Origin of the sequence: Yersinia sp. 1652 StPb PI (assembly GCF_041538345.1) — a bacterium.
Classification (GTDB): domain Bacteria; phylum Pseudomonadota; class Gammaproteobacteria; order Enterobacterales; family Enterobacteriaceae; genus Yersinia; species Yersinia enterocolitica_E.
This window is the reverse complement of sequence record NZ_JAULSM010000001.1, coordinates 2538108-2553003: the sequence shown is the minus strand read 5'-3', so window position 1 is coordinate 2553003 and position 14896 is coordinate 2538108. Positions and strand designations below refer to the sequence as shown.

The window sequence follows — 14896 nt, the reverse complement described above, 5'->3', positions numbered from 1 at the left end:
CAGATGGGAGCAGCTATGAGCACAAAAGATTCAGACGTGCTATATAACGAAATGTGCCGAGTAGTGGGGAAGGTGGTGCTTGAGATGCGTGATCTTGGACAAGAGCCAAAGCATGTGGTCATTGCGGGAGTGTTGAGGACATCATTAGCTAATAAAAAGATAAAGCGTTCAGAGATTACAGAAGAGGCGATGAGGGCTGTGGTGGAAGCGCTGGCTAGGAAGCAATAAAACCTGGCAGCGGGGCCGGGTCTATATTTATGCGGCTTGATTCTCAGCTTTAATTATACGACTTGCAGCTTGGTGTACTGTTGTTACAGGGACAACCCTAATAGAGTGTTTATCATCGATCTCTTGTATTGAGAATAGGGCTTCATTGAGTTTTGAAAATTGAGATTTACTATATGTCGGCTCATCTTCTGGTGGGCGATAAACAATGAATTCATAAGTGCTGCTATCCAGCAAGTCATAATCTTTTACAGAAAGTAAATCCAATATTCTAGCTGTATTACGATCAAGGTGGGTTGCTAGGTTATTGGGTATCAGTCTATCTGTGTTAACTGCCACTTTGTCGCCACTCTCAAATCGAGCTAATGGATTAAAGTGAATCGCGTCTTGCAGGTGGTCTGGCGCGAAGTGAGAGTAGCGCATGGTGACCCGAATATCTGAGTGGCCGAGGATACGTTGCAGCACGATGATATTGCCACCGGCCATCATATCCTTCGAAATCGTCTTTATGACTTTGCATTCTCTCTGTTAAGCTGCTCTGCCGGCTTCATAGCCTAACGTGATATAATCTTATTTTTACGGAAGATTTATGCTGACCAACTCATCCACTCGTCTTAACAAATATATTAGCGAGAGCGGTATCTGTTCTCGTCGTGATGCCGATCGTTATATTGAACAAGGACATGTTTTTATTAATGGCAAACGGGCCGCTGTTGGCGATCAAGTATATGGCGGGGATGTAGTCAAAGTTAACGGTCAGCTTATCGAACCGCGTGACGAAAACGACTTGGTGCTGATCGCACTGAATAAACCGGTTGGCATCATAAGCACCACCGAAGAGGGGGAAAACGATAACATCGTTGATTTCGTTAATCACAGTAAACGAGTCTTCCCTATCGGACGTTTGGACAAAGACTCGCAGGGGTTGATTTTTTTGACGAATCACGGTGATTTGGTTAACAAAATCCTGCGCGCTGGGAACGACCACGAAAAAGAGTACGTGGTGACGGTCAACAAACCGGTGACTGACGAGTTTATTCTCGGTCTGGGTGCTGGTGTACCGATGATGGGAACCGTGACCAAAAAATGCAAAGTGAATAAAGTCGCGACCTTTGTATTTAATATCACGCTGGTGCAAGGGCTTAACCGTCAAATTCGCCGTATGTGTAAACATTTTGGCTATGAAGTCACCAAGCTTGAGCGCACTCGTATCATGAACGTCACCCTGAAAGGGCTGCCAATGGGTGAGTGGCGAGATTTGACTGATGATGAGTTAATCGAGTTATTTAAGCTGATTGAAAATTCATCATCTGACGAAAAACCGGTGAAAAAAGCCAAGGCTAAGCCCGTGGCAGATAAAAAACCGAGTGTTAGTGGGGCGAAAAAGGCCGAAAAACCCGATGGTAACTCAGCTTCCCGCAAGCGCTTTACCCAGCCCGGACGTAAGAAGAAAGGGCGCTAAGCTCACGTAATTATTATCGGTCTCAGTACTCAAGCATATAAACTCGGCAATGGCCGAGTTTATATTGATGAAACACCCGGTGTGAAACCAATCATCAGTCTTTTTCCTCATGTCCTGTCAAACCTAACCTGACGCTATGCCCTGAGTACGGCATTAGTTCCCAATATTTAATATAGAGCATACTTTCTTGCTCGTATTGACGTCACAATAATAGTAGGTAGACTGGTATACCTATAATAATCCAAAGCAGGAAGAAATTTGCCATGTCCTCACGCGAACTATCAGAAAGTGCCCGAGATCGGCTGCTGAGTGCTGCAAGGGTGTTGTTCTATAACGATGGCATTGCGGCAACGGGTATTGATGCCATTGTTAAAAGGGCAGGTGTTGCCAAGAAAAGTCTCTACAACAACTTTGAGTCCAAAGCAGAACTAGTTGCTACTTATTTACAGATTCGTCATGAAGAGTGGCTCGCACTGTACGCTAATCGTCTGCAACAAACGGCGAGTCCGAAAGAGAGCGTGATGGCTGTTTTTCTTGCTTATGCAGACCATGCTGAATTTGCCTATGAACGTGGATTCAGAGGGTGCGGACTACTGAATGCCGCGGCTGAACTGCCCGCGGGCGCACCGGGCAGACAGGCAGTGCGCGGGCACAAGGAGCAGGTAGAGTCGATTCTGACTGAACATCTTTGTGTGCTTCTCTCTGGTGATGAACAACGTGCCATACGGATGGCCAGGCACTTTTCATTTTTACTCGAGGGGAGTATGTCTCGCGCGGGCTTGGAAGGGAATGGTGAGTGCGTTCGTCAGGCAATGACAATGGCCGCCGAAATGATGGAGTCGCTATGACTGTCACGCCAAGAGATCGCATGATGGGCAGGGTGGGAGTATTGATTGCGGCCATCTTGTGGGGAACCACTGGAACAGCGGCAACATTTGCTCCTGCGGTTAGTGCTGTTGCCATAGGCGCTGTTGCGATGGGACTTGGGGGGCTACTCCAGGCGATGATAGCCGCTGGGAGTATCATTAGTTATGTAGATAAACTCCTTCAACAGTGGCGTTTACTGCTGATAGGGGTCATTGCTGTTGCCATCTATCCGCTGGCATTCTATGCCTCTATGCATTTAGCGGGTGTCACTGTCGGGACTGTCATTTCTATTGGTTCTGCCCCCCTGTTATCTGCTCTGATTGAATATGTCTTGGAGGGCGAGCGGCTGACGATTCGCTGGATGTTGGGGGCGGCTCTTGGCATTGCAGGCATGGTGTTGCTTTGTATGGCTGAAAGTGGGGGCCACGGCACTCTGGTTCAGTCACCCAATGTCACGATAGGGGTAATTCTAGGCCTTCTTGCTGGTTTTACTTATGCGCTGTATTCGTGGGCTGCTCGCCGTTTGATGCAGCGAGGGCTTCCTTCTCGCACAGCGATGGGGGCGACTTTTGGTCTTGGCGGCATTTTGCTAATGCCAGTACTCTTTATGACTGGAGCCCCGCTGCTGGAATCTTGGAGTAATGCTGCAGTGGGTGCCTATATGGCGTTGGTTCCGATGTTTCTTGGCTATATTTGCTATGGATATGGGCTGGCTCGTATAACGGCAAGTATGGCGACCACCATTACCCTCATCGAGCCTGTTGTTGCTGCCATATTGGCAGTGATTATCGTGGGAGAAAGACTGCCTATTACGGGGTGGGTGGGGATCGGGCTGGTGGTGGCTTGCCTGATATTTATTACTGCCCCGATAAAATGCGCTCTAATTGTTCGGGTAAGAGAAAACAATAGCCTGTAGTGGCACAATGATGCCTGATCTTGCCCGCTTGCAGCTAGATTTCTCCATTATTGCCACCTTCGCTTCAATTGTTGTTCCGATGATCAATCGTCCCTCTGTGCTATTGAGGGGAGTTCATCCAGGCACTTAAGTACGCCACAGCCTGTTTATTAACCACAATTTGTGGGCCAATTATCTATTTCAGGATGGTGTACTACGCTCATTCCCGGATAATCCCTATTTATGGGCGCACTATTTAGTGTGATGTTTGCTTTGTTCATTAACAATGTCGTGGTTGTGGTGATATCTAGTCTGTTAATGTTTTATATCATTGGTTCGGTAATTTAGTCAGGCAACTAATATCAGCAGTGTGTTTATCACTGGTTTTCTGTGATATTACATTTAACTCAGCAGGCCATTTAACACTTTATTTTGGTGATTAGCATTAATGATTGGCAAATGTAGTTAACGTCACCTTGGTTGTTTTTTTGTGAACTTCCCAATTTCTTACAGAATAAATGTAGGAAATAAAGCACATCCTCTAATATTAAAAAATAATATCGGAACAGATGTTCAGCAGATCGAATTAATACAGTGAAACCCTCAATGAGATTGATCGCTGTCAGGCTGGCGGTATACTTCACCGCAAATCAAAACCACATCAGGTCTGCGTTCATGAAGACGAGTAGCTACAGCCATGCATTCGTGGCGTGTTGTATAGACATCATCGGTCACGGGCAGTGCCTCGCAAGCATCCATACCGCAGGTGCTAACCAATAAAACAAATCCTATGAGCATATATTCTCCTTATTTATAGGATTTATATGAGTATAGCGCGTTTGCTGAAGAAGTAGTCTTCTCCTTTTCTAAGAAATGGCGTTTACATTTTTTGGTTAAGTATTAGCCAAGTTTGGTTACTGCTACCCCCATCAGAATAATGGCACTGGCGATGAGTCGTAACATCGATGGTTTCTCTTTTAGCATCCAGATTGAGATTATCATGGCGAACAAGACACTGGTTTCACGTAGAGCGGCAACGAGGGCGATTGGCGTGCTTTTCATGGCCCAAATGACAATGCCATAAGCCAGTAATTGCATCGCGCCACCAATCACGCCGTGTCGCCAGTGCTGGCGTATTTGACGAAAAACCACATTGCGGTGCATTATCCAAAGTAATGCAAACATGGCTATGCCGTTGCACATAAACAACCAAAAAATATAACTGAGTGGTTCAATGCTGGCGCGGCTGCCAGCCCCATCAGATAGGGTGTAGCAGGCAGTAAAAGTCGCCGTAATTAAGGCATAGATAATAGCCCTGCCATTGACTTTGTCAGTGCCACGTCGGCCATCAAATGTCATCATGATGACACCGGAGACTAAAATAGCCGCCCCAACTAAAGCTAACGACCTGGGGATTTCCGACAAGATTAACCAAGAGAGCAGAGCACTTAATAAGGGGGCAACGCCACGTGCGATAGGATAGATTTGACCAAACTCGGCTTGTTCATAAGCTTTACTTAGAAACAGGCAATAACCTGTGTGAAAAGCAACCGACAACAGTAACCAGGGAAGCGCGCTCAGCGAGGGTAACGCCACAAAAAAAAATACCGAACAGTGAAATCACTCCGGAGAAAATTGCCATCAAAGAGATAGCGACAAAACGATCATTGCCAAATTTAACAAGAGCGTTCCAGCAAGCATGTAACAGTGCCGCGCCCAGCACGGCAAGAAATATTTCACTACTCATTCTATCCCCTTATTTAGGCGTCTCAGTTTACCTTAATTGCATTTATTTTCACGTCTGTAACACGTAAAAATTGTTGCAGATAGCTGATTCTTAGTGAGGGAAAAGATGAAGAAATGAGTTCAATGTCCCGATTTATTGCAAGAGTAAATATAACTAACTAACAACATCTGTATCATCTTATTTACTTTCTTAAGCAATAAATAAGGTTGGATTACGCCAAGGTGACATTGGTCTGATTAAGTAAATGGGGGTGTTTATTGCATATGATATTCGTTGTTTTTTCCTTATCATTGATAGTAGTCGTGTTTCTAATTTTATTTATGATAAAAGGGAATAATTAATTAGGACATATCTTGGATGATCTCAATGGACTAAAAAGAATACCAGTGGATATAATTCAACGGCAATAAATTATTATCAAAAACAGGGTCTGGCTATTATTAACCAGAGTCTACATTCATTTTATTCTGGGGTGTCTATTTTGTTAAAAAAAAGTGTTTTCCTATTATTTGCTATGGTCGTTGTTCTTGCCGGTTGTTCTGAACCTGAACCAACAGGCACTAAAGTTTTTGGTGGCAAAGCTTACATTGAGATGCCAGCTGAATTCACTTTAATGTCTAAAGAAATGCTGGCAACTAAATACCCTCAGCAGAATGCACCACAAGAAGCCTATTCCGTTGAACAGGGCAGTGTGTCCTTCGCATTCAGCGATAGCAATAGCGCCATACCCGATGGCAAGCTCGCTGAAGTTGTTAATATGATGAAGAAACAATTTGCGCCATTCAAACCGACTCTGGAAGAGAAGGATGTTGATGGGCGTAAAGCTTATATCATCACTATGGATACCCCGGCTGCTGATGGAACCATCAAGAATGTGATGTTGCTCACTACGATTGATGGGAAATTAGTTATTGCTACGTTTAACACGACTGAAGCTTTAGCTGACAAATATATGGATGTTGGCAAGAATGCACTGCTTTCTTTAAAGTTTAAGAAGTAACCATTAGTTAATTCAGTTATTTTAAGTCTAAAAAAATAGATAAATAGTAATAAAGGTTGCCTGATTAACAGGGCAACCTTTCTCATTGCTAAAGCAACGTTGTTGAGCGCTAGTGGGGAGACGGTATGCCGAACACTTCCTAAAACAGCTATAAATTGGCATCATAGCGCTATGTTGTTTTTTTAGGATGAGTAATGAAACAGTTCCCTTTTGATAAACGTTATGAGATTGAAGATGCCAGTGGTGTTGTTGAGTACTACATTGATGGTGATGAGTATATTCGCCGCCAGGATGGCGTACCGGGCTATCGAATCACAGGTTATGAAGTATATGAACATGATGCAGAGGCTAAACTCGCTGGTTTTCTCGAAGGGAAGCATATAACAACCCCGGATGCGGATATTCTGCTGACAATTTTAGATGACCAACAACCTACGGATTAGATTTCATTACTTTGGCTTTCGTCTGTGCAATGTTGCTATATGAAGATCATCTGCGGTTTTTGAAACAGAAAATAGGGCGTAATTAGCGATAATATTTTTTTGCAGAAGCTGCTATTCAATCTGGCTAAAACCGATTAACGTCAATCTACTTAGTGATAATCAGTCGGGGTTTCGATGAGCCAGCAAACTATTACGTTGTATACCGATTCAGATTTTTTCAGTCCTTATGTGATGTCGGTATTCGTATCATTGACAGAAAAAGCACTCCCTTTCTCATTAAGCGTCATTAATTTGTCTGCCGGTGAGAATCTGCAACAGGCTTATGCCCGTCTGTCGGCGACACGTCGGGTGCCGACACTGGTTATCGATGATTTTCAACTCTCTGAGTCTTCAGCTATTGCTGAATATTTAGACGAGCGTTTCCCGGCGCCAGATTACGCTCGGCTGTATCCGCAAGATAGGCAAGAGCGTGCCAGAGCGCGTGAAATACAGGCATGGCTGCGCAGTGATTTTATGCCGATCCGCACTGAACGGCCAACTGAAGTGGTCTTTGCTGGGTTAAGGCTGCCTCCTTTGTCTGATAGCGCGCAACAAGCGGCGAATAAACTTATTTCTGGGTTGGAGCGTTTGCTGTCGGATGGCAGAAGATATTTATTCAGTGAATGGTGTATTGCAGATACCGATTTGGCACTGATGCTTAACCGGTTAGTTCTGAATGGCGACAACTTACCTGAGTATCTTCGTCAGTATGCAAATTACCAATGGCAGCGGCCTTCTGTGCAGCAATGGCGAGCATTATCGCAGAAATAGAGGTAAGAAAAATTGAGGGTGGGGGCAATCCTCCACCTTGAACCAAAGTAGGATTAGCTTCGCTAGAATGAAAAACGTTATTGAGTTTGAAACTGAGCGTTTACAGCTACGGCAGTGGCTACCGTCAGACCGGGCACCTTTTGCAGCGCTTAACGCGGATCCTCGCGTTATGGCATTTTTCCCAGCCCCTCTAACACGTGAAGCAAGCGATATGATGGCTTCACGTTGTCAATTATTGATAGCACAGCGTGGCTGGGGGTTGTGGGCTGTTGAACTGAAAGCTAGTGGGCAGTTTGTCGGCGCATTGGGGTTACATATTCCTACCGTTAAATTACCTTTTTCACCTTGTGTCGAGATAGGCTGGCGTTTTGCTTTTCCATTTTGGGGGCAAGGGCTGGCAACGGAAGCTGCATTGGCAGTATTGACGGTGGGTTTCGATCAATTAAAACTGGCTGAAATTGTTTCATTTACTGCTTTAATTAACCTGCGTTCACAAGCATTGATGGAACGAATCGGCATGGTGCGCGCGCCAGACCATTTTCCCCATCCAATTGTCAGCCCTGACAGCAAGTTAAGCCAACACTGTTGGTATCATCTTTCTCATCAACAATGGCATAACAGACAGGATGATTTTGTGAGACTATCATCAAATTAGTCTACGTTTAGTCAGTAATATTTGGCCGCATCTGCTAGGACATATAATGATAATAAGCTGGAAATTAGTTCGTTCCATGGCGTTGCTAACCGGAATTTCTTTATTGGCGGCCTGTAGCCAATTACCTAGAAATCCAGTGCCAGTGGAGTTAATGCCAGCGGCCGAAATCCCTGGAATGCCGGATATCCGTGCCGGCGCAGGGCACATTAGCCCGATATTTGAAGCGGATTTACTGCAATCTTATAAAGATGAATCGAAAGAGATGTTCCGAGCCGCGGATGGAACATTGGTTTATCCCCATCTGGCATTATCTGGTGGTGGCCCAAATGGTGCCTTCGGTGCTGGCTTTTTGAACGGCTGGACGAAAACAGGTAAGCGCCCCGTGTTTAAGGTGGTCAGTGGGGTTTCCACTGGCGCGTTAATCGCACCTTTCGCCTTTTTAGGGAGTGATCACGACCAGGCATTACATGACTTTTATACCACCACCACCACCCGTGATATTTTCCATCTGGATAATCTATTATTTCGCCTCTTTTTCCGCGAATCATTAGCGGATACCAGCCCGTTGTCTAAATTGATTGATGGGCATATTACTCCTGAGTTAATGAGTGAAATCGCCCAGGCACATCGGCATGGTCGGCGGTTGTATATGGGTACGGTGGATCTCGATTCGCAAAGATTTATTGTCTGGAACATGGGGCTGATTGCGATGAAAGGGACTCCTGAAGCCCTAATGCTATTTCGTAAGGTAATGCTGGCTTCCTCTTCAGTCCCTGTCGCGTTCTCACCGGTATTTTTTGATGTGGTGGCTCAGGGTAAGCATTACGATGAAATGCATGTTGACGGCGGTGTGGCGGCGCGGGTCTTCTATAATGGTGGTGTGTACAGCTCAAAAGTCGTACGTACCAGAGCGGGCCTGGCAGACAGTAAAGAAGATATTTATATCATCCATAATGGACAGCTTGGCCCACAACCAGAACCGACCCCACGGTTGGTGCGTAATATCGCTATGCGTACTCTTGACTCAACCAGCAAAGCGGCATTGGTCGGGGATTTGTATCGTATTTATGCATTCTCTTTGGCTGAAAATTCAGGATTCCACTGGATAACGATTCCATCAAATGTTGATACCAATGGCGCAGAGATTTTTGATCCCATCAAGATGGAGCGTTTGTATCAGGCGGGTTATGCAGAGGCATTACAGGGGCCAAAATGGTCACTACGGCCACCAGGTACCATTGAGATGAACTCCTTACTACAAGATGCTGCTGCCATGCACAGTAACTAGAGGGGGCGCTTTGGCGTTGATGCCATTGTCAGGCTGGTACTTGGGTTACATTAGGTCAAGCAGTGGGAGTGAGCCATCAATAAGCGCCGCGGTGATATAGATAATAAATAGTGAATAGAGAAAGAAATTGCTGATCATTCGGCACCTCAATTACTCACACAGATAAGGTCTTTGTCATGGCAAAGCCACTACAATATAGCATGTGAACTGACTAAAAAACGCACTGATAGTGAATAAATAATGAATCTGCTGAGGTGGATTTAGCATGATGAATGCTTTTTAAGCAACTTCTGAGCGCGTAGTAGGGTTTTAGAGTGACTGAACAATGAGGTTAGGAGCAGATCTTGCCTGTCAGGCTTGGTTGAATATGCTGTAATATCAAAACGTTATCTTCAATTGAAAACAATTTAAGCAGCATATGATCAGAGAGAGTGTAATTGTGCTACACTATGCGACCGATAATCAAGGATAAAACATGAAAAAAGTCTCAATCATTGCTCAGTGCTTAATAAACGCTAAGAGTTTCAGTGAGATGTCCGAAGCTGAATCCTCGATAAAAAAAGTTTTCAACGATAGTTACGCAGAACATTCTTTTGATGAATGGAATACCGACGTTTCTACGTTGAGTGCTAACCGTGTTATCAGTTTGGTTGCTGGTGCTTCCAAGGTTCGGGTCAGAGGGTTGATCCAAGAATTATGGAATCATTGACCCCAGACCAAAGGTTTCCAATAACCCGTCTACCACATCACTACGCCAAGCATGCAAGTCATGCTGCGTGGTGAATGATTTCCCCGTACTTTCCATTTTCCGCTTGTTTTTTTCCGTTGTCTCCTGCAAAACCGGCTATTTTCGTGAACAAAAATCTGGCCCGGTACAGATAATCTGAGTAAACGCTGACCACTCCACGGTTTATTGCCGTTGGTTAACGTAATCTAACGAGGTTGTACAACTGAGAGGCGAGCATATGTCATTTCTTGATAGCGTCAAAAGATTGGTTAGCAGTGTAAAAGTGAAGATTAAGTGCCCAGATTGTGGCGCAGTCTCTGAGCAGAGCTCAGAAAAAGTGCACAAAAATACGGCCTTGGTTTGCCCAAAGTGTGGTTGCTTATTTTTACCTAAAGACAAACGCTAGCGGTAGCAATATCAGCCAAAAATCATCGACGCCCACCGCAGCAGCATTAATGCGCCACAGATACAGAGTAACACCACAAACATCTTCCAATGTTTCGTATGCAAGCGTTTGGTCACCATAGGGTCCTTATTCAATTTAGTATTATGTCTGACGGGGTCAGCTCTGCGGAATTCATTTGTTTACTGCGACGCTGGTTACTTTAGGTATATACCCGTCATACATCAAGCTGCATGTGCGTTGGCTGCTTTCGTTCACCCCAGTGACTTACTTGAAGTAAGCTCTTGGGGATTTACTCAATTGCCGCCTTCCTGCAACTCGAATTATTTAGGGTATAGTAGCGAAAATTTATGCTGATGCGAGAGTTAGTCAGTTCGTACCAGTTAAGATAAAGTGTAATATGCGCTGCATCAATAAGATGACGAATAGGAATAATGAAACTATGGCTACAGTCCCACAAAAATATCAAGACGCCGAGCGTTGGGCATTTGGTGATACTGAACAAGTGGCAGATGATGTATTGGCATTAGTACTGAACGGTACGAAAACAGCGACCTGTGCGGCATTGGATGAAGATGGCGTGCCGCAGGCGGGGGATATCTTTGTTGTGGTCAATGGCCGCAATGAACCGGTTTGTGCGATAGAGTTGACCGACGTAGAATTGAAAACGTTTGATCAGGTTGATGAAACCCATGCTGTCGCTGAAGGTGAGGGCGATCGAACGCTGACGTTTTGGCGTAAAACGCAACAGCGCTTTTTTGAGGAGTACGAGATGTTTTCCCCAGAAATGATGCTGATTTGTATGCAGTTCAAAGTATTGGAAAAATTCTGATAGCTGGCTTCTGGTAGTCAGTAATTTGATTGATTTTGCCCTACAGATATTATCGAGTCGCAAGAGAAGAAACCGTCACTCATAAATTGTAGCTATGGGTTGACGGATCTTCTTATTGCAACAATCACGTTACCCTCATTACCCAAGCATCCTGATGTCGATCGTAATGTTGCTTAAAAAGCAACCGGTCTTTCCCATCTAACGTTGCGGGAATGCTGGTATGTTCATCCCACCCATCTAGCTGCATGCACAATTCAGGATCCGATTTACAGGGGATACTGAGGGTGTTTTCGCCTTTTGTCAGTGGTGCAGACAACTCTGCGTCATCAACTTCAAAATCTCTGATTTTTACTAGGGTTTTTCCCATAAAGACTCCTTACCTACCAAGTGGTATGAGGTATGACCAGATTGGTCGCCTTATTGAGAATAGCTGAGTCAGAAAAAAGTGCCAGAGGCCGCATCTAAAAAATACCGCCTCGGCGTAAATTCTATCCGCATCGAATCTGATGGGGGTTAATTATTTAATACCGAGTATGTTTAGTCAGAGTAGCCTAATGGCTGCATTCGCAGGGGAGTTCAGCCAAATTAAATTGGTTACGGCCATTCTTTTTCGAGTAATAAAGTGCTTGATCTGCCGCGAGCATTAAATCCGCTTGATCCGTAATACCACTATGCTGATGGGCTTGATAAACAGTGACACCAAGGCTGATGGTGACTTTACGGAATTTACTGTCATTGTGTTTAATGCCCATAGCACGGATAGATTGCAATATATGCTCGGCCACCAGGCTGGCGCCCTGTTGGTCGGTATCTGGCAGAATAGCGGCAAACTCTTCTCCACCATAGCGAGCAACAATATCGGTGCTGCGTTTTAGTGATTTGCGTAATGCCCTGGCGACCAAGCGTAAGCAGGCATCACCAGAGATATGACCATAGCAATCATTGAAGTTCTTAAAGTAATCAATATCAATCATTAAAACTGCTAGCGGAGAGTCTGAGCGTTTTGCCCGCATAAATTCATGGGCCAGCACTTTTTTGAACGCCCGGCGATTAGGCAATTTAGTCAGTGAGTCTGTTCTGGCCTGAATTTCCAGACGTCGATTCGCTTTAACCAGCTTAAGTTCCAGCAATTTTCGTTCATGGATATCTTCTGCGGTTCCATACCAACACAACACATCGCCATTGTCACCTACGCTGGGAACTGCTCGGATTCGCATCCAGTTCCATCCCTTTTCAACATGACAAAAGCGGATTTCAACATCCAGTGGCTGCTGTGTTTGTAAGGAGTGTTCCCAACTGATTAAGGTGGGGTGGCGATCATCTAAATGGATGGTACGGAGCCATTTATCTGCCAGCGCCTCTTCGCGGGTTAATCCCGTAATTTTTTCAAAGCGAGAACTGACATCGGTAATCATGCCATCCGGGGATGCAGTCCAGGGAATTTGCGGATTCAGCTCCACCATATTGCGGTAATGCTGTTTACTGCTGCGCAGCTTTTCTTCCATCTCTTTCAATGGCGTAATATCGATCATCGCGACGGACAGCCCACTCACTTGACCACTGGGATATCTGGCGGCATTTATCCGCATAAAGAACACCCGTGCTTTATCCGGCATCTGAAACTCAGCATCGGGGATACTGTCATTGCAATAGGCTTTCAGCAGCGCACTCTGCAAAATAGGAATAATGCCCGGTAGGAAGTCTGCAATTTTGCGCCCATTAATCTCTACTGTATTTTTACCCAGAAGTTCAGCCAGATAATCATTTACAGTAATATAGCGCAGGGTCGTATCGATAAAGCACAGACCAGCCGGAGCACTGGAATAAATCGATTCCAACTCAAATAAGCGTTTATCCGCATCATAAGGTAAATTGCTCAGGTTTCGATCAATTCCGCGGTAACCTTTGAATTCGCCGTTATCATCGAACAGTGGGATACCACTGGTTTCAACTAAGACTTCGCTGCCATCAGCGCGAATATTACGGTTTTGCAAACCGGCAAAAGGGATACGTGCAGCCGCAATCTCTGCAAATATCTTTCCTACCCGGCTGGCTTCATCCTGAGGCATAAAGTCAAACGGCGTTTTACCGACCACCTCATGGGGTAGGCGACCAAGAAGCTCGATGGATTTTGCAGATGAAAACGTATAACGGCCGGAAGCATCAACTTCCCAGATCCAGTCTGAATTATTTTCGATGATGTCCCGTAAGCTGTTCATTTCTTTTAACAGACCAATGTCAGCTGATTCTTCCCGATTATCGTAGTCAGTCATGATGTCCACTCCTGTTTAATCTCGGCTTTCCTTAGATAGAAATATGTCGGCTATTATTTAAGCCCGCAGATTGTATAACAGGGACAGATTTAGTACAGCCCAATCGGATTTTTCTTATAAATAAACAATAACTAAAAATTTCAATCATAAAAAAATAAAAGATTAAAAGACCAATAGTGCATAAAACACAACGAGTTAATGGCTTCTCATCCTCTGTATTCCGGCAGCACACTAGTATTCCAGCACTACACTGACATTGTCCTGATAGGTGCCAACGGTTCTTTGCGTTTGTTGTGCATTGATCATCGCTTTATAAGGGATCTGTTGAGCTGAGCCTGTCGCGGTATCTGATCTTTTGTTGGTTATATTCCAGGGAATCGACCCCGAGCCCTGATACAGTTGATACTGTAAATAGTCGGTAGGGGGTGCCGGTATAACACTCCCTGGGAGCAATTTCATTTGGGGCCAAGGGGCAGAGAAATTATCGCCATTTGTTATGTAGGTAGTGAAGGTGGCGTTCTTGGTACAGGTAGCGGTGATAAATTGATTTACAGGAATAAATTGTGACATTAACGCGTAGCTACCAAAATCGACATTGGGCGCGGCGTTTATGACACAATCGTTGTTGACCACCAATGTGACAGTGACTGTTGATGATGCCGTTCCTTTGAATGTGCCACCGATACAGACGCCAATAACGGCAGAGCATAAATCATAATTCCAGTTCAAAGAGATAGTATCGGTATAAGTGCCAGCACTGATATTGATGTTAATGGCATTATTACTGCCAGTACGGATATAGATAGGTAAATTGGCTTTTATTTTCCCCAGCACGATGGTGAGTAAATTGCTGTTAGCATAGTTAATATTCCCCCCGACTATAATGGGATTGTTGTAGCCTGGGTCAGAATAGATTGAATAAGGAATTAAGTCGCCGGCGGCATTCTTAAGATTAAGATTATTAGCAGTGCTGGTGATGGTGCTGTTCAATACGGGGGTGGATAATACGCTCAGCGCTGTTCCATCACAGCCAAGTGCCGTTATACCACTGGCACTTTCGGGGAGGGTATTGACATTAAACGATGAATTTTGCGGCAGTTTTACTTCTGCGGCAGCAAAAGTGCACGCAGTGGCACTGCTGACAGACAATAACCACAGTACAGACAGAACTAACCAGTAAGGTAGCCTGTATGGCCGAGGTAGCTTGCTGGCAATTCGCGTCGTGAGCGATATCATTAGCTGCTCCTTAAATAAAGTTGTCGATAGCCA

General features: G+C 44.8%; 17 protein-coding genes and 2 pseudogenes. 12 read left to right on the top strand and 7 right to left on the bottom strand.

Annotated elements, in window-relative coordinates; genetic code table 11:
* The first annotated feature begins 15 nt into the window (after positions 1 to 15).
* On the top strand, positions 16 to 228 hold the full coding sequence (gene fumD, locus Q2T71_RS11760; RefSeq protein ID WP_372559190.1) for a fumarate hydratase FumD: 213 nt from the start codon (positions 16 to 18) through the stop codon (positions 226 to 228).
* Between the two features lie 330 nt (positions 229 to 558).
* Here the strand turns inward: fumD and Q2T71_RS11755 are convergent.
* Positions 559 to 714: pseudogene (locus Q2T71_RS11755) on the bottom strand (site-specific integrase); the annotation flags it as partial.
* Positions 715 to 814: 100 nt separating this feature from the next.
* Here Q2T71_RS11755 and rluF point away from each other — a divergent pair.
* From rluF to Q2T71_RS11740, 3 genes are all read left to right on the top strand, one after another.
* Positions 815 to 1687, top strand: a complete 873-nt coding sequence (gene rluF / locus Q2T71_RS11750) for a 23S rRNA pseudouridine(2604) synthase RluF (protein WP_083158636.1) — start codon at positions 815 to 817, stop codon at positions 1685 to 1687.
* 263 nt (positions 1688 to 1950) lie between these two features.
* Positions 1951 to 2535, top strand: coding sequence for a TetR/AcrR family transcriptional regulator (locus tag Q2T71_RS11745; protein WP_083158637.1), 585 nt, complete (start codon positions 1951 to 1953; stop codon positions 2533 to 2535).
* Positions 2532 to 3470 carry a DMT family transporter gene (locus tag Q2T71_RS11740; RefSeq protein WP_372559189.1) on the top strand — a complete coding sequence of 313 codons (939 nt, stop codon included), beginning with the start codon at positions 2532 to 2534 and terminating at the stop codon, positions 3468 to 3470. The genes Q2T71_RS11745 and Q2T71_RS11740 overlap by 4 nt, the downstream gene beginning before the upstream one ends.
* A 582-nt stretch (positions 3471 to 4052) precedes the next feature.
* Here Q2T71_RS11740 and Q2T71_RS11735 read toward each other — a convergent pair.
* Positions 4053 to 4247, bottom strand: a complete 195-nt coding sequence (locus Q2T71_RS11735) for a hypothetical protein (RefSeq protein ID WP_083158639.1) — start codon at positions 4245 to 4247, stop codon at positions 4053 to 4055.
* 102 nt (positions 4248 to 4349) lie between these two features.
* A pseudogene (locus Q2T71_RS11730) lies at positions 4350 to 5196 on the bottom strand (DMT family transporter).
* Positions 5197 to 5677: 481 nt separating this feature from the next.
* Between Q2T71_RS11730 and Q2T71_RS11725 the strand changes: the two are divergent.
* From Q2T71_RS11725 to Q2T71_RS11695, 7 genes are all read left to right on the top strand, one after another.
* Entirely contained in the window at positions 5678 to 6196 is a 519-nt protein-coding gene (locus Q2T71_RS11725; RefSeq protein WP_083158641.1) for a hypothetical protein, read from the top strand.
* Positions 6197 to 6390: 194 nt separating this feature from the next.
* Positions 6391 to 6639, top strand: a complete 249-nt coding sequence (locus Q2T71_RS11720; protein WP_372559188.1) for a hypothetical protein — start codon at positions 6391 to 6393, stop codon at positions 6637 to 6639.
* 174 nt (positions 6640 to 6813) lie between these two features.
* Positions 6814 to 7449 (top strand): glutathione transferase, encoded by a 636-nt coding sequence (gene yfcF / locus Q2T71_RS11715; protein WP_372559187.1) that lies wholly within the window; start codon positions 6814 to 6816, stop codon positions 7447 to 7449.
* Between the two features lie 67 nt (positions 7450 to 7516).
* Complete coding sequence (locus tag Q2T71_RS11710) at positions 7517 to 8104, top strand: GNAT family N-acetyltransferase (protein ID WP_372559186.1); 588 nt, start codon at positions 7517 to 7519, stop codon at positions 8102 to 8104.
* A 46-nt stretch (positions 8105 to 8150) separates the two neighbouring features.
* Positions 8151 to 9392 carry a patatin-like phospholipase family protein gene (locus Q2T71_RS11705; RefSeq protein ID WP_372559185.1) on the top strand — a complete coding sequence of 414 codons (1242 nt, stop codon included), beginning with the start codon at positions 8151 to 8153 and terminating at the stop codon, positions 9390 to 9392.
* A 475-nt stretch (positions 9393 to 9867) separates the two neighbouring features.
* On the top strand, positions 9868 to 10101 hold the full coding sequence (locus tag Q2T71_RS11700; RefSeq protein WP_005182969.1) for a hypothetical protein: 234 nt from the start codon (positions 9868 to 9870) through the stop codon (positions 10099 to 10101).
* Between the two features lie 256 nt (positions 10102 to 10357).
* On the top strand, positions 10358 to 10525 hold the full coding sequence (locus tag Q2T71_RS11695; protein WP_227746530.1) for a YnfU family zinc-binding protein: 168 nt from the start codon (positions 10358 to 10360) through the stop codon (positions 10523 to 10525).
* 11 nt (positions 10526 to 10536) lie between these two features.
* Here Q2T71_RS11695 and yniD read toward each other — a convergent pair whose 3' ends face one another.
* Positions 10537 to 10644: a small membrane protein YniD gene (yniD, locus tag Q2T71_RS11690; RefSeq protein ID WP_086018937.1), complete on the bottom strand. Its 108-nt coding sequence runs from the start codon at positions 10642 to 10644 to the stop codon at positions 10537 to 10539.
* Between the two features lie 320 nt (positions 10645 to 10964).
* On the opposite strand from yniD, the gene Q2T71_RS11685 reads away from it, so the two are divergent.
* Entirely contained in the window at positions 10965 to 11354 is a 390-nt protein-coding gene (locus Q2T71_RS11685; RefSeq protein ID WP_372559184.1) for an ASCH domain-containing protein, read from the top strand.
* A 124-nt stretch (positions 11355 to 11478) separates the two neighbouring features.
* On the opposite strand, the gene Q2T71_RS11680 is transcribed toward Q2T71_RS11685, so the two are convergent.
* From Q2T71_RS11680 to Q2T71_RS11670, 3 genes are all read right to left on the bottom strand, one after another.
* Complete coding sequence (locus tag Q2T71_RS11680) at positions 11479 to 11721, bottom strand: DUF1480 family protein (protein WP_083158647.1); 243 nt, start codon at positions 11719 to 11721, stop codon at positions 11479 to 11481.
* Positions 11722 to 11905: 184 nt separating this feature from the next.
* Positions 11906 to 13627, bottom strand: coding sequence for a diguanylate cyclase (locus tag Q2T71_RS11675; protein WP_372559183.1), 1722 nt, complete (start codon positions 13625 to 13627; stop codon positions 11906 to 11908).
* A 231-nt stretch (positions 13628 to 13858) separates the two neighbouring features.
* Positions 13859 to 14863 carry a spore coat protein U domain-containing protein gene (locus Q2T71_RS11670; RefSeq protein WP_372559182.1) on the bottom strand — a complete coding sequence of 335 codons (1005 nt, stop codon included), beginning with the start codon at positions 14861 to 14863 and terminating at the stop codon, positions 13859 to 13861.
* Between the last annotated feature and the right edge of the window lie 33 nt (positions 14864 to 14896).